Origin of the sequence: Streptomyces sp. NPDC000075 (assembly GCF_040301925.1) — a bacterium.
GTDB classification, from domain to species: Bacteria; Actinomycetota; Actinomycetes; order Streptomycetales; family Streptomycetaceae; genus Streptomyces; species Streptomyces polychromogenes.
In genome coordinates this window covers 214439-231984 of the sequence record NZ_JBEPFL010000005.1, presented here as the reverse complement: position 1 = coordinate 231984, position 17546 = coordinate 214439, and the positions used below count along the sequence as shown (strand labels likewise).

The following is a 17546-nucleotide window of genomic DNA, read 5'->3' as shown; positions in this document are numbered from 1 at the left end:
GTCAGCGGGTGAGGCCGTCGCGCGCCGCCATCGCCGCGCCGACGATGCCCGCGTTGTTCTGGAGCTTCGCGGGGACGATCGGCGCCCGGACGTTCTCCAGCAGGGGGACGAACTTGTCCGGCTTGCGGCTGACGCCGCCGCCGAGGATGAAGAGGTCCGGGGAGAAGAGCATCTCCACGTGCGCCAGGTACTTGTCCAGCCGGCGCGCCCAGCGCTCCCAGCTGAGGTCCCCGTCCTCCTTGGCCTTCACCGAGGCCCGGGTCTCCGCGTCGTGGCCCTTGAGCTCCAGGTGGCCCAGCTCGGTGTTGGGCACGAGCCGGCCGTCGCGGAAGAGGGCGCTGCCGATGCCGGTGCCCAGGGTGAGCAGGACGACCGTGCCGGGCACCCCGCGCCCCGCCCCGTACGTCATCTCGGCGATGCCGGCCGCGTCGGCGTCGTTGAGGACGGTGACCTGGCGGCCGCCGAGCCGTTCGGTCAGCAGGGCCGCCGCGTCGAGGCCGATCCAGGCCTTGTCGACGTTGGCGGCGGTCCGGGTCACGCCGTGGGTGACCACCCCGGGGAAGGTGACGCCGACCGGGCCGTCCCAGGAGAAGTTCCGGACGACCTCGACGACGCCTCCGGCCACCCCCTCGGGGGTGGCCGGATGTGGTGTCAGTACCTTGTGGCGCTCCTGCGCCGGCTCGCCGCGGTCCAGGTCCACGGGAGCGCCCTTGATCCCCGTACCGCCGATGTCCACACCGAAGATCTGCATGGACTCACCGTACGAAGGTGCCGCCGTGCGGGCTACTCGTCGGAGGCTCCGGCCACCAGTTCGGCGGCCTCGGTGCGCAGGTCCCGGCGCAGCTCCTTGGGGAGCGAGAAGACGATGGACTCCTCGGCCGTCTTGACGATCTCCACGTCGGCGAAGCCGCGCGCGGCCAGCCACTCCAGGACCTCTTCGACGAGGACCTCCGGCACGGAGGCGCCCGAGGTCAGGCCGACGGTGGTGACGCCCTCCAGCCAGGCCTCGTCGATCTCGCTGGCGAAGTCGACCAGGTGCGCGGCGCGGGCGCCGGCGTCCAGGGCGACCTCGACGAGGCGGATGGAGTTCGAGGAGTTCTTGGAGCCGACGACGATGACCAGGTCGGCGTCGGCGCCCATCGCCTTGACGGCGGCCTGGCGGTTGGAGGTGGCGTAGCAGATGTCGTCGCTGGGCGGGGAGACGAGCAGCGGGAACTTGGTCTTCAGCGCGTCGACCGTCTCCATCGTCTCGTCGACGGAGAGGGTGGTCTGGGAGAGCCAGACGACCTTGGACTCGTCGCGGACCTCGACCTTGGCCACGTCGTCGGGGCCGTCGACGATGGTGATGTGGTCGGGGGCCTCACCGGAGGTGCCGATGACCTCCTCGTGGCCCTCGTGGCCGATGAGGAGGATGTCGAAGTCCTCGTTGGCGTAGCGGATCGCTTCCTTGTGGACCTTGGTGACCAGCGGGCAGGTCGCGTCGATCGTCGCGAGCCGGCCGCGCGCCGCCTCCTCGTGCACCACGGGGGCCACGCCGTGCGCGGAGAACATGACGATGTTGCCCGGGGGGACCTCCTCCGTCTTCTCGACGAAAATGGCGCCCTTCTTCTGCAGCGTCTGGACGACGTACTTGTTGTGCACGATCTCGTGGCGGACGTAGACCGGGGCGCCGTACTGTTCGAGGGCCTTCTCGACGGCGATCACGGCGCGGTCCACTCCCGCGCAGTAACCGCGCGGGGCGGCGAGCAGGACGCGGCGGGAGGCGGGTGCGGGGGCAGTCATACGCTCCATCGTACGGGGGGCTCCAGGAGGCCGGAGGTCCCCCGTCCGGCAGAGACTGGGTCGAACGTCCGTCCTCACCGCCCCCCGGAGGAACGATGGCAGCCGCTGTGGATCCCGGTACGGCCGCGCGCCCCGCACTGCGGCGGAACCTGGGCTTCCGGGACCTGGTGGTCTACGGGCTGCTGTTCATCGCCCCCATGGCGCCGGTCGGGGTCTTCGGCACGCTGGACGCGAAGTCGCACGGGGCGGTGGCGCTGGTCTACCTGGTCGCGACGGGGGCGATGGGGTTCACGGCGTTCTCGTACGCGCAGATGGTGCGGGTGGCCCCGCAGGCGGGGTCGGTGTTCACCTACGCCCGCAAGGGGCTGGGCGAGGGGCCGGGGATGATCGCCGGGTGGATGGCGGCGCTGGACTACCTGCTGATCCCGGCGGTGGCGTACCTGTTCTCGGGGATCGCGATGAACGCGCTGGTGCCACAGGTCTCGCGGTGGGTGTGGACGGCGCTGGCCGTGGTGGTGACGACCCTGCTGAACCTGTGGGGGGTGCGGGCGGCCGCGCGGGTGGGGTTCGCGGTGCTGGCGATGGAGATCGCGGTCCTGCTGGTGTTCCTGGTGTCGGCGGTGACGGTGCTGGTACGGGACGGGGCGCGGCGCGGGTGGCTGTCGCCGCTGACGGGTGACGGTTCGGCGGGGTTCTCGACGGCGGCGGTGGTGGGGGCGGTGTCGGTGGCGGTGCTGTCGTACCTGGGCTTCGACGCGATCGCCTCGTTCGCGGAGGAGGTGACGGGGGGCGGTGCGCGGGTGGCCCGGGCGGTGCTGTTCTGCCTGGGGCTGACGGGGGTGCTGTTCGTGGCGCAGACGTATCTGGCGGCGCTGCTGGCCCCGTTCCCGGCGGCGGAGCTGGCGGCGGATCCGGCGTTGCAGGGGCCGGCGTTCTATACGGCGGTCGAGGCGTCGGTGGGGGGCTGGCTGCACGATCTGGTGGCGGTGAGCAAGGCGGTGGGGGCGGCGTTCGCGGCGCTGGCGGGGCAGGCGGCGGCGGGGCGGCTGCTGTTCGCGATGGCCCGGGAGCGGCGGCTGCCCGGGGTCCTGGCCCGGACCTCGGGGGGTACGCCGAGGGTGGCGCTGCTGGTGGCGGCGGCGGTGACGCTGGTGGCGGCGGTGTGGGCGGCCCGGCGCGACGACGGGCTGGACCATCTGGTCTCGGTGGTGGACGTGGGGGCGCTGGTGGCGTTCACCCTGTTGCACGCGTCGGTGGTGGGCTGGTTCGTGGTGCGGCGCATGGAGGGGCCGCCGAGCTGGGGCAGGCACCTGGTGGCGCCGGTGCTGGGGGCGGCGGTGACGGTCGCGGTGATCGTGGAGGCCTCCCCGGCGGCGCAGGCGGTGGGGGTGCTGTGGCTGGCGGTGGGGCTGGGGGTGCTGTTCTTCCAGCGGGGCCGGACGGGGGCCCGTACGGGACCCGACACCCCGCCCGGGGCCTGAGCCCCTGTCAGCGGCGCCGGTTAGCCTCCTTGCATGGGTCTGAATACGTCGGCGGAGGCGCCGCTGCCGGTCGGTCAGGTGTCCCGGCTCATCGGGGGCTGGATCGACCGGCTGGGCCAGGTGTGGGTGGAGGGGCAGATCACGCAGCTGTCCCGGCGGCCGGGGGCGGGGGTCGTGTTCCTGACGCTGCGCGACCCGTCGCACGACATCTCCGTCAGCGTGACCTGCTTCCGTCAGGTCTTCGACGAGGTCGCGGACGTGGTCTCGGAGGGCGCGCGGGTCGTCGTCCTGGCGAAGCCGGAGTGGTACGCGCCGCGCGGGCAGCTGTCCCTGCGGGTCACGGAGATACGGCCCGTCGGCATCGGGGAGCTGCTGGCGCGGCTGGAGCGGCTCAAGCGGTCGCTGGCGTCGGAGGGGCTGTTCGCGCTGGAGCGCAAGAAGCCGCTGCCGTTCCTGCCGCAGCTGATCGGTCTGGTCGTGGGGCGCGCCTCGGCGGCCGAGCGGGACGTGCTGGAGAACGCCCGGCGGCGCTGGCCGGCGGTGCGCTTCGAGGTGCGCAACGTGGCCGTGCAGGGGGTGCACGCGGTGCCGCAGGTGGTGCGGGCGGTCAAGGAGCTGGACGCCCTGGACGAGGTCGACGTGATCATCGTGGCGCGGGGCGGCGGCAGTGTGGAGGACCTGCTGCCGTTCTCGGACGAGGAGGTCGTGCGGACGGTCGCGGCGGCCCGTACGCCGGTGGTCTCGGCGATCGGGCACGAGCCGGACTCCCCGCTGCTGGACCTGGTGGCGGACCTGCGGGCGTCGACTCCGACGGACGCGGCGAAGAAGGTGGTGCCGGACGTCGGTGAGGAGCTGGAGCGGGTGCGCCAGCTCCAGGGCCGGGGCCTGCGGGCGCTGCGGGGGCTGCTGGAGCGGGAGGAGCGCGGGCTGGCGCACGCGCTGGCGCGGCCGGTGTTCGTCCATCCGCAGCGGATGGTGGAGACCCGGGAGGACGAGCTGGAGGCCCTGCTGGCCCGCAGCCGGCGCACGCTGGGGCACCTGCTGGACCGGGCGGAGTCGGAGCTGGAGCACACCCGGGCCCGGGTGGTGGCGCTGTCGCCTGCGGCCACGATGGAGCGCGGGTACGCGGTGCTCCAGCGGGCGGACGGGCACGTGGTGCGGGCGCCCGGGGAGGTCGCGCCGGGCGAGGAGCTGCGGGCGCGGGTGGCCGAGGGCGAGTTCGCGGTGACCGTCCTGGAGGCCCGCTCGGGAACCGGTACGGACGGACACGTTCCGGCAACAAAGTCGCTGTAACACACATCTACGATGGGACACGGGAATGTCTGAGACCGATACCGCGCTGGGCTACGAGCAGGCCCGCGACGAGCTCGTCGAGGTCGTCCGCAGACTGGAGGCCGGCGGCACCTCGCTGGAGGAGTCGCTCGCGCTCTGGGAGCGCGGCGAGGAGCTGGCGCGGGTGTGCCGGCACTGGCTGGAGGGGGCCCGCGCCCGGCTGGACTCGGCGCTGGCGGCCCGGGAGGCCGCGGAGGCGGCCGACGGGGGCGGCTCCGGGGAGTGATCCGGATCACCCGCAAAGGAAAGTAGTTGAATTTTCATCTACTTTTGTCCTACAGTCGGGTCACCGCTTCACCTCCGTACAGAAGAAGGCTTACCGATGTCTCTCGTGCTCGACGCCGCTGCTCAGGACCTGCTGTTCCGCGAGGCCCGCACCGCCAACTCGTTCTCCGACGAGCCGGTGACCGACGAGCAGGTCCAGGCCATCTACGACCTGGTGAAGTACGGCCCGACCGCCTTCAACGGCACCCCGCTGCGCATCACCCTGGTCCGCTCGGCCGAGGCCCGCGAGCGCCTGGTGAACCTGATGTCGGACGGCAACAAGGCCAAGACCGCCGCCGCCCCGCTGGTCGCGATCCTCGCCGCGGACAACGAGTTCCACGACGAGTTCGACACCCTCCTGCCGCACTACCCGCAGGTCAAGGACTTCTTCACCGAGCGCCCGGCCCGCGAGGCCTTCGCCGCCCGCAACGCCATGCTGCAGGCCGCCTACTTCATCGTCGGCGTCCGCGCCGCCGGCCTGGCCGCCGGCCCGATGACCGGTGCCGACCTCGAGGGCATCAGCAAGGAGTTCCTCGACGGCGACCACTCCGCCCTGATGGTCGTCAACATCGGCAAGCCGGGCGAGGACGCCTTCCACCCCCGCTCGCCGCGCCTGTCCTACGACGAGGTCATCACCACCGTCTGAGCCCCGGCCCGACGGATACGCGCAAAGGCCGCCCGCCCCGGTTCCCCCGGGCGGGCGGCCTTTCGCGTAGGTACGGACGTACGGACGGACGTACGGACGGACGTCCGTCCGGCGCGGGGCGCCGGGGGGGCTCACTGCCCCTGCTTGAACTCCAGCGCCGCCGCCAGCGTGCCCAGCTGCTCGAAGGAGCCCGTGCCGGTGACCACCGTCACGTAGCCCTGGTCCTGGCGGACCAGCGCGTCGTACTTCTCGCCGTCCCAGCGCTCCCAGGCGCGGTCGCCGACCTGCTGGGTCTGCCCGGTGGGCGCGGCCTTCTGGGTGAGCTTCTCCAGGTTCTTCTTCGAGGCGTCCGTGGACTGCTCGATCGCCACGTACTGCTTCTCCGGGTCCAGGAAGCCCAGGTGCCAGGCGTTGGCGTTCTTGCGCTCGAAGGTGACCGACGTCGCCCGCCACTGCTCCGGCAGGCCCACGGGCGCCGCCACCGGGTACGGGGCCGCGCGGCGGGCCGTCAGGGTCTCCACCCGGTAGTCCACCGTGCGCGTCGGGTCGGCTTTGTCGTCGTGCGGGATGAACATGTAGATACCCGCCACCACGACACCGATCACCGCCAGCGACCGGACCATGTCCCAGACCGTCTGCTTGCCTTTCATACCTGCCACCCCACCATCGTCCCGCATGGCAGACGGCGATCACCGCCGGGGGTCGGCGTGGCGGCTGGGGCACGCGGCGCGCGAGGGGCGTACGGTGTCCGCTCAGCCGGACGGCCCGACCGATAATCCGCTCATAAGTGACCCGCTCTGCTCAATATGTCGACGAACCGATAGAGTTCCCACACCCTCACACTCCGGCCGTCGTCGTACAGAAAGGTGCGCTCCGATGACCGAGCACAACCTGCCGCCCCAGCTCGAAGTCGCCCCCGACTCGCCTGACCGCAACCTCGCCCTGGAACTCGTACGGGTCACCGAGGCTGCGGCGCTCGCCGCGGGCCGGTGGGTCGGCCGTGGCGACAAGATCGGCGCCGACGGCGCCGCGGTCAACGCGATGCGGACCCTGATCTCCACCGTCTCGATGAACGGCGTCGTCGTCATCGGCGAGGGGGAGAAGGACGAAGCACCGATGCTCTTCAACGGCGAACACGTCGGTGACGGCACCGGTGCCGAGGTCGACATCGCCGTCGACCCCATCGACGGCACGACCCTGAACGCCAAGGGCATGCCGAACGCCATCGCCGTCCTGGCCGCCGCCGACCGCGGCACCATGTTCGACCCGTCCGCGGTCTTCTACATGGACAAGCTGGTCACCGGCCCCGAGGCCGCCGACTTCGTCGACATCAACGCCCCCGTCTCGGTCAACATCCGCCGGGTCGCCAAGGCCAAGAGCATCGCCCCCGAGGACGTCACGGTCGTCATCCTGGACCGCCCCCGCCACGAAGGCATCGTCAAGGAGATCCGCGAGACCGGCGCCCGGATCAAGTTCATCTCCGACGGTGACGTCGCCGGCTCGGTCATGGCGGTGCGCGAAGGCACCGGCGTCGACCTGCTCATGGGCATCGGCGGCACCCCGGAGGGCATCATCTCGGCCTGCGCCATAAAGTGCCTCGGCGGCACCATCCAGGGCAAGCTCTGGCCCAAGGACGAGGCCGAGCGCCAGAAGGCCATCGACGCCGGCCACGACCTGGACCGCGTCCTGACCACCAACGACCTGGTGTCCGGCGAGAACGTCTTCTTCGTCGCCACCGGCATCACGGACGGCGAGCTGCTGCGCGGCGTCCACTACCGCTCGGAGACGGCGACCACGTCCTCGCTGGTCATGCGCTCGAAGTCGGGCACGATCCGGCAGATCGACTCCACGCACCGGCTGTCGAAGCTCCGCGCCTACAGCGGCATCTCCCTGGGCCGCGCCCAGTAGGGAGCGCCCTGCGGCCGATGACGCCACAGACACGCCTGAGGGGCGGTCCCCGTGCGGGGGACCGCCCCTCGGGCGTGTCCGGTACGGATGTACGGATCAGGCGGCGGTACGGGGTCAGGCGGCGGTACGGGTCAGCCGGCTGCGGCGACCGGCCCGGCCGCGCCGGGCAGCAGCTCGGCGGCGCGGCGCCGCCTGCGGCCCAGCACCACCCGCCGCTCGGCGGCCGTCAGGCCGCCCCAGACCCCGTACGGCTCCGGCTGGAGCAGGGCGTGCTCCCGGCAGGCCACCATCACGGGACAGCGCGCGCACACCCGCTTGGCGGCCTCCTCGCGGGCCAGCCGGGCCGCGGTCGGCTCCTTGGACGGTGCGAAGAAGAGCCCCGCCTCGTCCCTGCGGCACACCGCCTCCGTGTGCCAGGGGCCGTCCTCCTCTTCCCTCGCCGCCACCCGTGGCTTCGGCACGGCTGCCGGGCGCGCCTGAAGGCTCTGGACGGCGGCTGCCTGCACGGACTGATGCGGCGGATGCGGCACGGTCTACTCCTGACGACGTATACGCGAGCGAGAGACGATGCACCTGTCCCTACCCGCTGCGCGTGCCCCTATGCACCGGTGACGGCGGGCCGGACGCGGTTCGTCCGAAACCCGCCCACCCCCGCCCCCCTACCCCGCCCGCCCCGGGCCGACCGCCGGGCGGGCCCGGGGCGGGCCCGGCGGCCGGGTCAGCCGAGTCGCTTGCGGAGCCGGCCGGCGAGGTCGACCAGGCGGGCGCCGAGCTTGGGGCGGGCCTCGATGTTGCCGAGCAGGGCGAAACCGCGGACGATCACGACCGGCGCCTGGGGGTCGGCGGCCGCGCCCTCGCCGCGCACCTCGAAGTTGCCGAGGACCCCGCTGCCGTAGCCGCGCAGGGTGACGTTCTCCGGGACCAGGATCTCGACGTTGCCGAGGACCGAGACCACGTTGAACTCGGTGAGCTGCTGCTCGAAGACCGCCTCGGTGAGGTCGATCGTGATGTCGCCCAAGACGGAGACGGCGCGGGTGTGCGCCCCCGGGCGCCAGCGGCCCCTGCGGGCGGAGCTGCTGCACACGGCCACCACGGACTCGACCGGGCCGGTGCCCGGGGAGGCGGGGGCCGGGGCGGCGGCCCGGTGGGCGCCGGCGGCGGCGGCGCCGGCCGGCAGGTCCCGGACGAGCACCTCCAGCTCCCCCACCGTCTTGACCGCGTAGAGGGTGTCCAGGCGCTCGGAGTGCTCGTCGGCGGTCAGCCGGCCCTCCGCGAGGGCGTCGGCGAGGATCTGCGCGATCCGGTCCCGGTCGGCGTCGGAGGCGCGCAGCCTGCCGGCGGCCGGGGCGGAGGGGGCGACGGGCGCCTCGGGAGCGGGCGCGGGGGCAGGGGCGGCGGGGTGCTTTTCCAGGTCCACGACGGTCAGCATAGCGAGACACGATAGATCGCGATACTGGCCGGTGAGCCTTACCTCACAGACGAGCCCGCGCCGGGAGGTTCTACGCTGGATAGCCGCGCTGCCAAATCGGGCGTCAGCGCTGTCTGCCGAGTGAGGATTGGCCACCATGCCGGAGTTCGCGTACACCGACCTGCTGCCCTTGGGCGAGGACACCACCCCCTACCGGCTGGTGACCTCCGAGGGCGTCTCGACCTTCGAGGCCGACGGGCGTACGTTCCTCAAGGTCGAGCCGGAGGCGCTGCGCAAGCTCGCCGAGGAGGCCATCCACGACATCCAGCACTTCCTGCGCCCCGCGCACCTCGCGCAGCTGCGCCGCATCATCGACGACCCGGAGGCGAGCGCGAACGACAAGTTCGTCGCCCTCGACCTGCTGAAGAACGCCAACATCGCGGCGGCCGGCGTGCTCCCGATGTGCCAGGACACGGGCACGGCGATCGTCATGGGCAAGCGCGGCCAGAACGTGCTGACCGAGGGCGGGGACGAGGCGGCCCTCTCGCGCGGCATCTACGACGCCTACACCCGGCTCAACCTGCGCTACTCGCAGATGGCCCCGCTGACCATGTGGGAGGAGAAGAACACCGGCTCGAACCTGCCCGCGCAGATCGAGCTCTACGCGACCGACGGCGGCGCGTACAAGTTCCTCTTCATGGCCAAGGGCGGCGGCTCGGCCAACAAGTCCTTCCTCTACCAGGAGACCAAGGCGGTCCTCAACGAGGCCTCCATGATGAAGTTCCTGGAGGAGAAGATCCGTTCGCTCGGTACGGCGGCCTGCCCGCCGTACCACCTGGCGATCGTGGTCGGCGGCACCTCCGCCGAGCACGCGCTCAAGACCGCCAAGTACGCCTCCGCGCACTACCTGGACGAGCTCCCCCGCGAGGGCTCCCCGCTCGGCCACGGCTTCCGCGATGAGGCCCTGGAGCAGCAGGTCTTCGAGCTGACGCAGAAGATCGGCATCGGCGCCCAGTTCGGCGGCAAGTACTTCTGCCACGACGTCCGCGTGGTGCGCCTGCCCCGCCACGGCGCCTCCCTCCCGGTGGCCATCGCGGTGTCCTGCTCCGCCGACCGCCAGGCCGTCGCGAAGATCACCGCCGAGGGCGTCTTCCTGGAGCAGCTGGAGACCGACCCGGCGCGCTTCCTGCCGGAGACCACCGACGCGCACCTCGACGAGTCGGCCGACGTGGTCCGCATCGACCTGAACCAGCCGATGGACGACATCCTGGCGACGCTGACCAAGCACCCGGTCAAGACCCGCCTCAGCCTCACCGGACCTCTGGTCGTGGCCCGCGACATCGCGCACGCCAAGATCAAGGAGCGGCTGGACGCGGGCGAGGGCATGCCGCAGTACCTCAAGGACCACCCGGTGTACTACGCCGGCCCGGCCAAGACCCCCGAGGGCTACGCCTCCGGCTCCTTCGGCCCGACCACGGCCGGCCGCATGGACTCCTACGTCGAGCAGTTCCAGGCGGCGGGCGGCTCCAAGGTGATGCTGGCCAAGGGCAACCGCTCGCAGCAGGTGACCGACGCGTGCGGCGCCCACGGCGGCTTCTACCTCGGCTCCATCGGCGGCCCGGCGGCCCGCCTGGCGCAGGACTGCATCAAGAAGGTCGAGGTCCTGGAGTACGAGGAGCTCGGCATGGAGGCGGTCTGGAAGATCGAGGTCGAGGACTTCCCGGCGTTCATCGTCGTGGACGACAAGGGCAACGACTTCTTCCAGAACCCGGCCCCGGAGCCGACGTTCACCCACATCCCGGTCCGCGGCCCGGGCCTGTAGCAGCGAGAGGGGCCCGCACCGACCGGTGCGGGCCCCTCTCGTTCGTCACTGCTCGTCGGCGGCGGGGGGCGGGTCGCTCTCCATCGCGGCCAGGGCCCTTTGCGAGACCTCGATGTCGAACTCAAGCAGGTCCCGGCTGAACTTGTCCGGATCCTTCTCGTAGAGGGCCCTGCCACGCTCGGACGTGAAGGCGGAGGCGGGAACCGCGTCCTGACCTTCCGGCACGAACTTGAGCACCTCCTCCTCGGCGGCCAGCGCCGTCAGCATCGCCCCCCGGTACTGGTGACGCTCGTACTCGGGCGCGTTGAGAGCCCCGAGCGCGGCCCAGCGGCCGTAACGGCTCGCGACCTCGGCGAATTCACCCGGATCGATGATCTCGGACGGCTTGTCCCCGCCGTACGCGGGCGGAGGGGGCGGGATCTCGTCGTCCATCACGAAGGCGAAACGCCTGTCCCGCCCACAGGCACGGCACGCCCCCTCGTACACCGTCACGAGGTCCTCGCCCTGCTGCTCCAGATGATGCCGCCGCTCGAAACCACCGCTACCCCCGCACTCACACGGGTGCAGATCCATGTACAAGTGCGCTTCCAGGGAAGAACGGGCTTTCAACATGACATGATCATAAAGTCCGCTATGCGGCCCGCCCATGGCGCGAAACCTCCCCGTCGGTGCGGGCCCCTCTTCTTCGTCAGTGCTCGTCGGCGGCGGGGGGCGAGGGGCTGTCGAGAGCGGCGAGGGCCCTGTTCGTGGCATTCAGCTTGCGCTCGAGGCTGTCCCGGCTGAATTTGCCGGGGTCCCTCTCGTAGCGGGCCCTGCCGCGCTCAGACGTGAAGGCGGAGGCGGGAACCGCGTCCTGGCCCTCCGGAATGAACTTGAGCACCTCCTGCGCGGCTGCCAGGGCGGCCACCATCGCACCCCGGTACTTGTGGTGCTCGGACTCGGCGGAATTGAGCGCCCCGAGCGAAGCCCAGTTGCCGTAACGGCTCGCGACCTCCGCAAACTCGCCCGGATCGATGATCTCGGACGGCTTGTCCCCGCCATAGGCGGGCGGAGGCGGCGGGATCTCCTCGTCCATCACGAACGCGAAACGCCTGTCCCGCCCACAGGCACGGCACGCCCCCTCGTACACCGTCACGAGGTCCTCGCCCTGCTGCTCCAGATGATGCCGCCGCTCGAAACCACCGCTACCCCCGCACTCACACGGGTGCAGATCCATGTACAAGTGCGCTTCCAGGGAAGAACGGGCTTTCAACATGACATGATCATATGGCCTGTTATGCGGCCTGCCCATGGAGCGGCCGGGGCGGGGAGGGCATCAGATGGACCAGTCGACGTACCCGTGGCCGGCACCCGGCACACTGCCCCCGTACCGCGAGGGGCGCGGGGAGCGGCTGGTGTCGGCTGCGGCACAGCAGATGGGACCGGTGGCCGCGAGTGTGCTGCGGGGGAGGCTGGGCCCCCTCCGGGCGGGGCGGGACAAGGACGGCCGCCAGTTCTTCACTCTGGGGGACGACCCGGATCGGCTCGCGACGATCTGGCTGGATGCCATACCGCTGGAGGCGGAAAGGATCGTCGACACCGCGACGAACACGACCTCGCAGAACTACATCGTCCGCATCAGCGACCGCCTGCCGGAATCGATGCTGGACCGTGTCCTCGCCCATGAGCTCGGCGAACTCACCGCCGTACGGGAGCGCGCGGCCGATGGGCTGCCACCGGTACGGGAGGACCTGCTCCGCGCCGGCCCGGAACTTCCGGCCGAACTGGAACTGTCCTCCGCCGACATGGGACGCATCGCAGAACTCGACTGGCTGGCGGCACGGTACTCGGACGCCAGCCTGTCAGGTGAGGAACAGGCTTTTGCCCGCGCCGAGTTCTCCGCCCTGCTGGACTCGTACGGGCTGAGGCCGACCGTGGCGCTGGACGACCAGGCGGCTCGTTTCGCCCAGCAGAAGGCAGCTGATCTGCGTGGTCTGATCACCAACGATCACGTGTCCAGTGCTTCGGAACAGCTCCTGGAAGACCTCGCCCGCCCCATCGAGCAGCTCTCCCCCGCCGACGCCAGCGCGCTCCAGGCCTCCCGGGAGGCCGCGCTGCGGGCGCAGCGGCAGATCGAGGCGTTCGTCGGGCGGCGAGAGGTCACCATGGCGCTGCCCGGGTACGACCAGAACGGGCTGCCGCTGCCCCGGGACGCGCTGGGGGACGAGGCCGCAGGACAGTGGAAGACCTGGCGGGAGCATGCCAGCGGGCAGGCCGCGCACACGCTGGGCGAGCAGACCGCGGCCGGGGAAACGCCGCTGCGCAGGGTGAGGATCGGCGGCGGGGCCAGCCTCAGCGGGCGGGACTCGGGCGAGCTGCTGATCGACGACCCCGGCCGCTGGCACCTCGACCCCGGCGCCGGAATCGTGCAGTCGGCGGACCAGGACCGGGACCTGGCGCACTGGATGGGGGTGGACCCGTACGCGGCCGTGACCGACCCCCGCCACCGGGTGCCGATCGAGGCCGTCCGGGTGTGGGAGGACCAGCTGGCCACGCAGGGCGACGTGGTGAACGGCCACGGGCGGCTGCGGCTGGGCCCCGATGGGGGACTGCGCGCGGAGATCCACCCCGCCTCGGGCGCCGTCCCGCTGGAGGTGGCCTGCGACGGGATTCCCGTCGTGGCGACCGGGCTGACCCCCGAGCTGGTTCCGGGTGCGGCTTCTCGCGGCGTCGGCGGCGTCGAAAGCCGTGCCGAGGCCGTACGGCTGCTCGGGGACCGGTTCCGGGAGCTGGAGAGGCAGGGCGTCCCCGGGGCGGCGGAGTGGCGGCTGTGGCTGACGGGCGCCGAGCGCGGTGGCGCCGGCACGCGAAACGTCCTGGGGCCCCTGGAAGCGGGACCGGTGAAGGACCTGCTGCGCGAGGGCCTGGACGGCGATGACGCCAAGCGCCTGGAGAACTGTTTCACCGCGCTGGAGGCGACCCGGACGTGGGAGGACGCGCGTGCTCAGGCTCCCGGCCGGGCGCTGATGGGCGACGAGGTCGCCGAGAACCGGTTCGACCCGAACGACGCCGATCACTGGATCATCGCCGGACCGGGCGGTACCGGGGCGGCCAACGCCGAGATCATCCTCCGGGAGAACCCGCGGGCGCGGGTCACCCTGATCGGCCGTAGCGATCCCCCGGCCGCCTTGCGCCACCAGGTGCAGTTCGGGGCGATGAAGGAGCTGTACGGCCAGGAGAAGGGGGACGGCCGTCTGGAGTTCGGCAATGCGGACGTCGGTGCGATCGAGCCGGTGGTCGGTGAGGACGGCCGCACCCGCTTCCGGATGACGTACAAGGTCGGCACGGAGACGAGGACGGTCGACGCCGACGGCTACGTGGCGTGCCTGGGCCGGACGAATCCGCTGCCCGCCGCCGTGCAGGGACTCGCGGACCAGGTCCGGGACCGGGGCGGTCAGGTCAGCGGCAGCCTGCTCTTCGACCGGGACGACCAGTACCTCGGCTACCGGCTCGGCTTCGCCGTCGACGGGACGGAGCACCACGTGGACGTGGACGGCGCCGCGTCCTGGCAGCTGCCGCGCGAGGTGTTCCCGCCGGAGAAGGGGCTCCTGCGCGAGCTGAACCAGATGGGTCTGCGCGCACTGCCCTCCGAGACCGGCAACGCCGCACCCGGTTTCGCTCCCATCGCCCGTCAGAGCGCGCTGCGGGCGCGGGCCGTGGCGCAGGAGCGGGACGGGGACACGGGGGCGGTCCGGGAGTTGTCGTCCGTGCCGGACCGGTGGAAGCGTTCGAAGCCTGCCCGCGCCGCCTCCGCCGAGGTCGCGGCACCTGCCGTCGCGGCACCGGCGGAGCCGGCGGTCGAGGCGGCGGCGGAGCGGACGGTCGAGGTGCCGACGACCGAGCGGACGGTCCAGGCGGCCGCGCCCGAGCCGGCGGTTGAGGCGGCGCCCGAGCCTGCGGTCGAGGCGCCGGTGACCGGGCGGACGGCTCCGGGGCGGGGTGCCCCCGGCTCAGAGTTCTGGACGCTCGGCGCGGGGCGGGTGCGGGTCCGCCCGCCGGGCGCCGCGCCCGGGTCGGGGCGGGGGGCGCAGCCCCCGCCGCCGGAAGCCGGGCCGCGCGGGCCGGGCGCCGGGCTCGGGGACTGAGGCTCGCCCCGGCCGCCCCGTAGTCCCTGGTGGCGAGGGCCCCTCCCCCGCACGGGGGAGGGGCCCTCGCGCATGTCGGCCCGGCGGCAGACGACCCGGCGGGGGGCTCCCGGGGAGGGTGGTCCCCGTGCGGGAACGGCCCGCCCAGCAAGGGAGTCCAGCATGAAGAACCGTACGCGCGCCCTCGCCCTGGCCGGCTCGGCCGCGCTCGTCGCGACCCTGGCGGCCGCCGCTCCGGCGCCCGCGAGCCCGACCGCGCACAAGCCCGCCTCGGTGCACGGCGGCGGGACCGTGTCCTACCCGTACGTGCCCGAGGAGCACGACATCCGCTTCACGGTCGACGCCGAGGCCGTCCCCTGGAGCCGGCCCTTCCCCGGCCAGGGCGGGGAGCAGGGCATGCCGGGTGACGCGCGCGGCAAGGTGACGGTCTACCACGCGATGCCGGACCAGAACTTCACCGGCGTCGCCGAGGCGGAGGTGGACTGCATGATCACCGGCGGGAAGACGGCCGTGGTCACGGCGGTGGTCACCTCCTCGAACGTCGGCTGGGAGGGCAAGCGGATCGGGATCAGCGTCCAGGACGGCGAGCGCGGCGCCCCGGACCGGGTCGGCTTCTCGTGGGGCATCGCCAACGTGGACGTGAAGCCCGACGGGACGGCGGAGGCCCCCCGCGTGGGCACCTGCATGGCCCCGGCGCCCTTCACCGAGGTCGTCAAGGGCGGCTTCAAGGTCAGCCCGGCGCCGCTGCCCCCGCGCCCCGCGAAGCCGTGACGCGGCCCCGGGCGGTGAGGGACCGGCGGCCGGGTTAACGTCGGTGCCACAGGCCCGCACCCGGCCGTTCACCCCGGTTCGCAAGGATTCCCGTATGGCAGCGACGATCTCCTACCCCGACACCGCCCGCGCCGTCCGCGTGGTCGCGCACCGGGGGGCCTCCCACGAGCATCCCGAGCACACCATCGAGGCCTACCGGCAGGCCATCGCCGATGGGGCGGACGCCCTGGAGTGCGACGTCCGGCTGAGCGCCGACGGGCGGCTGGTGTGCGTGCACGACCGGACGGTGGAACGGACCTCCGACGGGCGCGGGGTGGTCTCCGAGCTGACGTACGACCAGCTGGCCGCGTTCGACTTCGGCGGCTGGAAGGGCGCGGAGCACCGGGGCGCGCGGGTACTGCTCTTCGAGGACCTCCTCAAGGAGGCCCTGGCGGCGGACCGGCCGGTGGGGCTGGCCGTGGAGACCAAGCACCCCACCCGTGCGGGCGGGCGGCTGGAGGCCGAGCTGGTGCGGGTCCTGAGGGAGCACGGGCTGGCCGACGGCGCCGACGGCCGCGTCGAGGTGATGAGCTTCTCCCGCAACGCGCTGACGCGGCTGCACCGGCTGGCGCCCGGGCTGCCGGCCGTCTACCTGATCGAGCGGACGCTGCGCGCCCCGCGTCCGCCGTTCGCCGGGCACGCCGGTCCGGGGATCGAGCTGGTGCGCCGGGATCCGGGGCTGGTGGGGCGGCTGCGGGCCAAGGGGCTGCGGGTGCGGGTGTGGACCGTGGACGAGCCTGCGGACGTGGAGCTGTGCGTCCGGCTCGGGGTGGAGACGATCATCACCAACCGGCCCCGCGAGGTGCGCGAGCAGCTCGGTGCCCTGGGCGTCGGGGCGGGGGCGGACGAGGTCCGGTAGCCGCCGGTGTGACGGTGCGTCATTGGCTGGTTCGCGCCCGTGACATGTGGCCCGCGAGGCTCGAACGTATGCCGTGGTGTGCGCGGCGGTATATCCGCCCGGGGCATGCCGTTGGGCCGACGACGGACAGGCGCTCACCGGCGCCGTGGCGCGGGCGAGGGTGCCGGGCATGGCCGCACAGCAGCAGGAGAGACGTCCGGCCGGTGGCGACGCCCCCGGTGGCAGACCCGGCGACGGCAACGGCGCCGTCCCGGGGGGCGAGGAGGACGAGCCGAGCTACCTCGTCCTCGGGCCGCTGGAGGTGCGCCGCGCGGGCGCGGTCCGCACGCCCAGCCAGCTCAAGCGGCGTGCCCTCCTGGCGATCCTGCTGCTCCACGCCAACCGGCTGGCCTGCGCGGAGATGCTGATCGAGGAGTTATGGGACGGGCATCCGCCCCGGTCGGCGCAGGCGACCCTGCAGATGTACGTGTCCGGGCTGCGCCGGACGCTGGATCCGGGGCACGGCAGCGCGGGGGGCGACCCGCGCCGCCATCCGGTGCTGCGTACGAGCGGCTCCGGCTACGTCCTGCGCGTGGAGCCCGGCGAGCTGGACCTCGACCGCTCCCGCGCCCGGGCCGCGCTCGGCCGGGACCTGCGCGGCGCCGGGGACTGCGCGGCGGCCGGCGAGGCCTTCCGCGGGGCGCTCGCGATGTGGCGGGGCCGGCCGCTGGCCGACCTGGGGCCGGCGCGCCTTCCCGCGTACTACGCGGTCCGGCTGGAGGAGGAGCGGATGGCGCTGGTCCAGGACCGGATCGGCGCCGACATCTGTGCGGGCCGGTCCGCGGAGGTGATCGCCGAACTGGCCGAGCTGTGCGCGCGCCACCCGTTGCGGGAGGGGTTGCACGAGCAGTTGATGCTGGCCCTGGCCAGTGCCGGGCGGCGGGCCGAGGCCCTGGACGCGTACGCGCGGGTGCGGCGGGTGGTGGTCGCGGACGTCGGGATCGAGCCGGGGCCGGGTCTGCAGGCGGTGCAGCGGGCCCTGCTGGGCGGGCTGCCTCCGACCGGCACCGAACACGGGCGATGTCGCCGCCCCCTGCTCCTCCAGCCGACCGCGATCTGAGACCCGGCCCG

Annotated in this window: 17 protein-coding genes; 10 read left to right on the top strand and 7 right to left on the bottom strand. The window is 72.8% G+C overall.

The genetic code is table 11. The annotated features are described in order from the left end of the window. Position 1: 1 nt before the first annotated feature. Both ppgK and ABT403_RS08845 read right to left on the bottom strand, forming a co-directional pair. Positions 2–751, bottom strand: a complete 750-nt coding sequence (gene ppgK, locus ABT403_RS08850) for a polyphosphate--glucose phosphotransferase (RefSeq protein WP_344164394.1) — start codon at positions 749–751, stop codon at positions 2–4. A gap of 32 nt (positions 752–783) precedes the next feature. After that, complete coding sequence (locus ABT403_RS08845; RefSeq protein WP_344164391.1) at positions 784–1791, bottom strand: 4-hydroxy-3-methylbut-2-enyl diphosphate reductase; 1008 nt, start codon at positions 1789–1791, stop codon at positions 784–786. A gap of 86 nt (positions 1792–1877) precedes the next feature. On the opposite strand from ABT403_RS08845, the gene ABT403_RS08840 reads away from it, so the two are divergent. The 4 genes from ABT403_RS08840 (at position 1878) to ABT403_RS08825 (ending at position 5505) form a co-directional block, all read left to right on the top strand. Beyond that, the gene (locus ABT403_RS08840) at positions 1878–3263 is read left to right on the top strand and encodes an APC family permease (protein ID WP_344164388.1); all 1386 of its coding nucleotides are present in this window, start codon (positions 1878–1880) and stop codon (positions 3261–3263) included. Between the two features lie 33 nt (positions 3264–3296). Continuing rightward, on the top strand, positions 3297–4556 hold the full coding sequence (xseA, locus tag ABT403_RS08835; RefSeq protein WP_344164385.1) for an exodeoxyribonuclease VII large subunit: 1260 nt from the start codon (positions 3297–3299) through the stop codon (positions 4554–4556). A gap of 25 nt (positions 4557–4581) precedes the next feature. Continuing rightward, a complete protein-coding gene (locus ABT403_RS08830; RefSeq protein ID WP_344164382.1) occupies positions 4582–4821 on the top strand; it encodes an exodeoxyribonuclease VII small subunit in 240 nt (79 codons plus the stop codon). 96 nt (positions 4822–4917) lie between these two features. Next, positions 4918–5505 carry a malonic semialdehyde reductase gene (locus tag ABT403_RS08825; RefSeq protein WP_344164379.1) on the top strand — a complete coding sequence of 196 codons (588 nt, stop codon included), beginning with the start codon at positions 4918–4920 and terminating at the stop codon, positions 5503–5505. 131 nt (positions 5506–5636) lie between these two features. On the opposite strand, the gene ABT403_RS08820 is transcribed toward ABT403_RS08825, so the two are convergent. Beyond that, positions 5637–6155 (bottom strand): DUF4245 domain-containing protein, encoded by a 519-nt coding sequence (locus ABT403_RS08820; RefSeq protein ID WP_344165834.1) that lies wholly within the window; start codon positions 6153–6155, stop codon positions 5637–5639. A gap of 226 nt (positions 6156–6381) precedes the next feature. Between ABT403_RS08820 and glpX the strand changes: the two genes are divergently transcribed. Next, entirely contained in the window at positions 6382–7413 is a 1032-nt protein-coding gene (gene glpX, locus ABT403_RS08815) for a class II fructose-bisphosphatase (RefSeq protein ID WP_079429574.1), read from the top strand. 131 nt (positions 7414–7544) lie between these two features. Here glpX and ABT403_RS08810 read toward each other — a convergent pair whose 3' ends face one another. Together ABT403_RS08810 and ABT403_RS08805 are read right to left on the bottom strand one after the other, a co-directional pair. Further along, a complete protein-coding gene (locus tag ABT403_RS08810) occupies positions 7545–7943 on the bottom strand; it encodes a WhiB family transcriptional regulator (protein WP_425580250.1) in 399 nt (132 codons plus the stop codon). 188 nt (positions 7944–8131) lie between these two features. Beyond that, a complete protein-coding gene (locus ABT403_RS08805; protein ID WP_425580249.1) occupies positions 8132–8842 on the bottom strand; it encodes a DUF1707 SHOCT-like domain-containing protein in 711 nt (236 codons plus the stop codon). 136 nt (positions 8843–8978) lie between these two features. Here ABT403_RS08805 and ABT403_RS08800 point away from each other — a divergent pair, with 136 nt between their 5' ends. Further along, positions 8979–10643, top strand: a complete 1665-nt coding sequence (locus ABT403_RS08800; RefSeq protein WP_344164370.1) for a fumarate hydratase — start codon at positions 8979–8981, stop codon at positions 10641–10643. A 45-nt stretch (positions 10644–10688) separates the two neighbouring features. On the opposite strand, the gene ABT403_RS08795 is transcribed toward ABT403_RS08800, so the two are convergent. Together ABT403_RS08795 and ABT403_RS08790 are read right to left on the bottom strand one after the other, a co-directional pair. Beyond that, positions 10689–11255, bottom strand: coding sequence for a hypothetical protein (locus tag ABT403_RS08795; RefSeq protein WP_344164367.1), 567 nt, complete (start codon positions 11253–11255; stop codon positions 10689–10691). 76 nt (positions 11256–11331) lie between these two features. Continuing rightward, positions 11332–11898, bottom strand: coding sequence for a hypothetical protein (locus ABT403_RS08790; RefSeq protein ID WP_344164364.1), 567 nt, complete (start codon positions 11896–11898; stop codon positions 11332–11334). Positions 11899–11962: 64 nt separating this feature from the next. Between ABT403_RS08790 and ABT403_RS08785 the strand changes: the two genes are divergently transcribed. The 4 genes from ABT403_RS08785 to ABT403_RS08770 all read left to right on the top strand — a co-directional run bounded on the left by ABT403_RS08785 (position 11963) and on the right by ABT403_RS08770 (position 17535). Next, positions 11963–14767 carry a hypothetical protein gene (locus ABT403_RS08785; protein WP_344164361.1) on the top strand — a complete coding sequence of 935 codons (2805 nt, stop codon included), beginning with the start codon at positions 11963–11965 and terminating at the stop codon, positions 14765–14767. A 162-nt stretch (positions 14768–14929) separates the two neighbouring features. After that, entirely contained in the window at positions 14930–15538 is a 609-nt protein-coding gene (locus ABT403_RS08780; protein WP_344164358.1) for a hypothetical protein, read from the top strand. Positions 15539–15632: 94 nt separating this feature from the next. Beyond that, positions 15633–16436, top strand: a complete 804-nt coding sequence (locus ABT403_RS08775; RefSeq protein ID WP_344164355.1) for a glycerophosphodiester phosphodiesterase — start codon at positions 15633–15635, stop codon at positions 16434–16436. A gap of 169 nt (positions 16437–16605) precedes the next feature. Continuing rightward, entirely contained in the window at positions 16606–17535 is a 930-nt protein-coding gene (locus ABT403_RS08770) for an AfsR/SARP family transcriptional regulator (RefSeq protein WP_344164352.1), read from the top strand. Positions 17536–17546 lie beyond the last annotated feature (11 nt).

Bases quoted from the DNA above. Each gene is read 5' to 3' on its own strand.
- glpX (WP_079429574.1), top strand. From the start codon at position 6,382: ATGACCGAGCACAACCTGCCGCCCCAGCTCGAAGTCGCCCCCGACTCG.
- ABT403_RS08840 (WP_344164388.1), top strand. From the start codon at position 1,878: ATGGCAGCCGCTGTGGATCCCGGTACGGCCGCGCGCCCCGCACTGCGG.
- ABT403_RS08800 (WP_344164370.1), top strand. From the start codon at position 8,979: ATGCCGGAGTTCGCGTACACCGACCTGCTGCCCTTGGGCGAGGACACC.
- ABT403_RS08805 (WP_425580249.1), bottom strand. From the start codon at position 8,842: ATGCTGACCGTCGTGGACCTGGAAAAGCACCCCGCCGCCCCTGCCCCC.
- xseA (WP_344164385.1), top strand. From the start codon at position 3,297: ATGGGTCTGAATACGTCGGCGGAGGCGCCGCTGCCGGTCGGTCAGGTG.
- ABT403_RS08820 (WP_344165834.1), bottom strand. From the start codon at position 6,155: ATGAAAGGCAAGCAGACGGTCTGGGACATGGTCCGGTCGCTGGCGGTG.
- ABT403_RS08785 (WP_344164361.1), top strand. From the start codon at position 11,963: ATGGACCAGTCGACGTACCCGTGGCCGGCACCCGGCACACTGCCCCCG.
- ABT403_RS08830 (WP_344164382.1), top strand. From the start codon at position 4,582: ATGTCTGAGACCGATACCGCGCTGGGCTACGAGCAGGCCCGCGACGAG.
- ABT403_RS08825 (WP_344164379.1), top strand. From the start codon at position 4,918: ATGTCTCTCGTGCTCGACGCCGCTGCTCAGGACCTGCTGTTCCGCGAG.
- ppgK (WP_344164394.1), bottom strand. From the start codon at position 751: ATGCAGATCTTCGGTGTGGACATCGGCGGTACGGGGATCAAGGGCGCT.
- ABT403_RS08770 (WP_344164352.1), top strand. From the start codon at position 16,606: ATGGCCGCACAGCAGCAGGAGAGACGTCCGGCCGGTGGCGACGCCCCC.
- ABT403_RS08790 (WP_344164364.1), bottom strand. From the start codon at position 11,898: ATGTTGAAAGCCCGTTCTTCCCTGGAAGCGCACTTGTACATGGATCTG.
- ABT403_RS08780 (WP_344164358.1), top strand. From the start codon at position 14,930: ATGAAGAACCGTACGCGCGCCCTCGCCCTGGCCGGCTCGGCCGCGCTC.
- ABT403_RS08845 (WP_344164391.1), bottom strand. From the start codon at position 1,791: ATGGAGCGTATGACTGCCCCCGCACCCGCCTCCCGCCGCGTCCTGCTC.
- ABT403_RS08795 (WP_344164367.1), bottom strand. From the start codon at position 11,255: ATGTTGAAAGCCCGTTCTTCCCTGGAAGCGCACTTGTACATGGATCTG.
- ABT403_RS08775 (WP_344164355.1), top strand. From the start codon at position 15,633: ATGGCAGCGACGATCTCCTACCCCGACACCGCCCGCGCCGTCCGCGTG.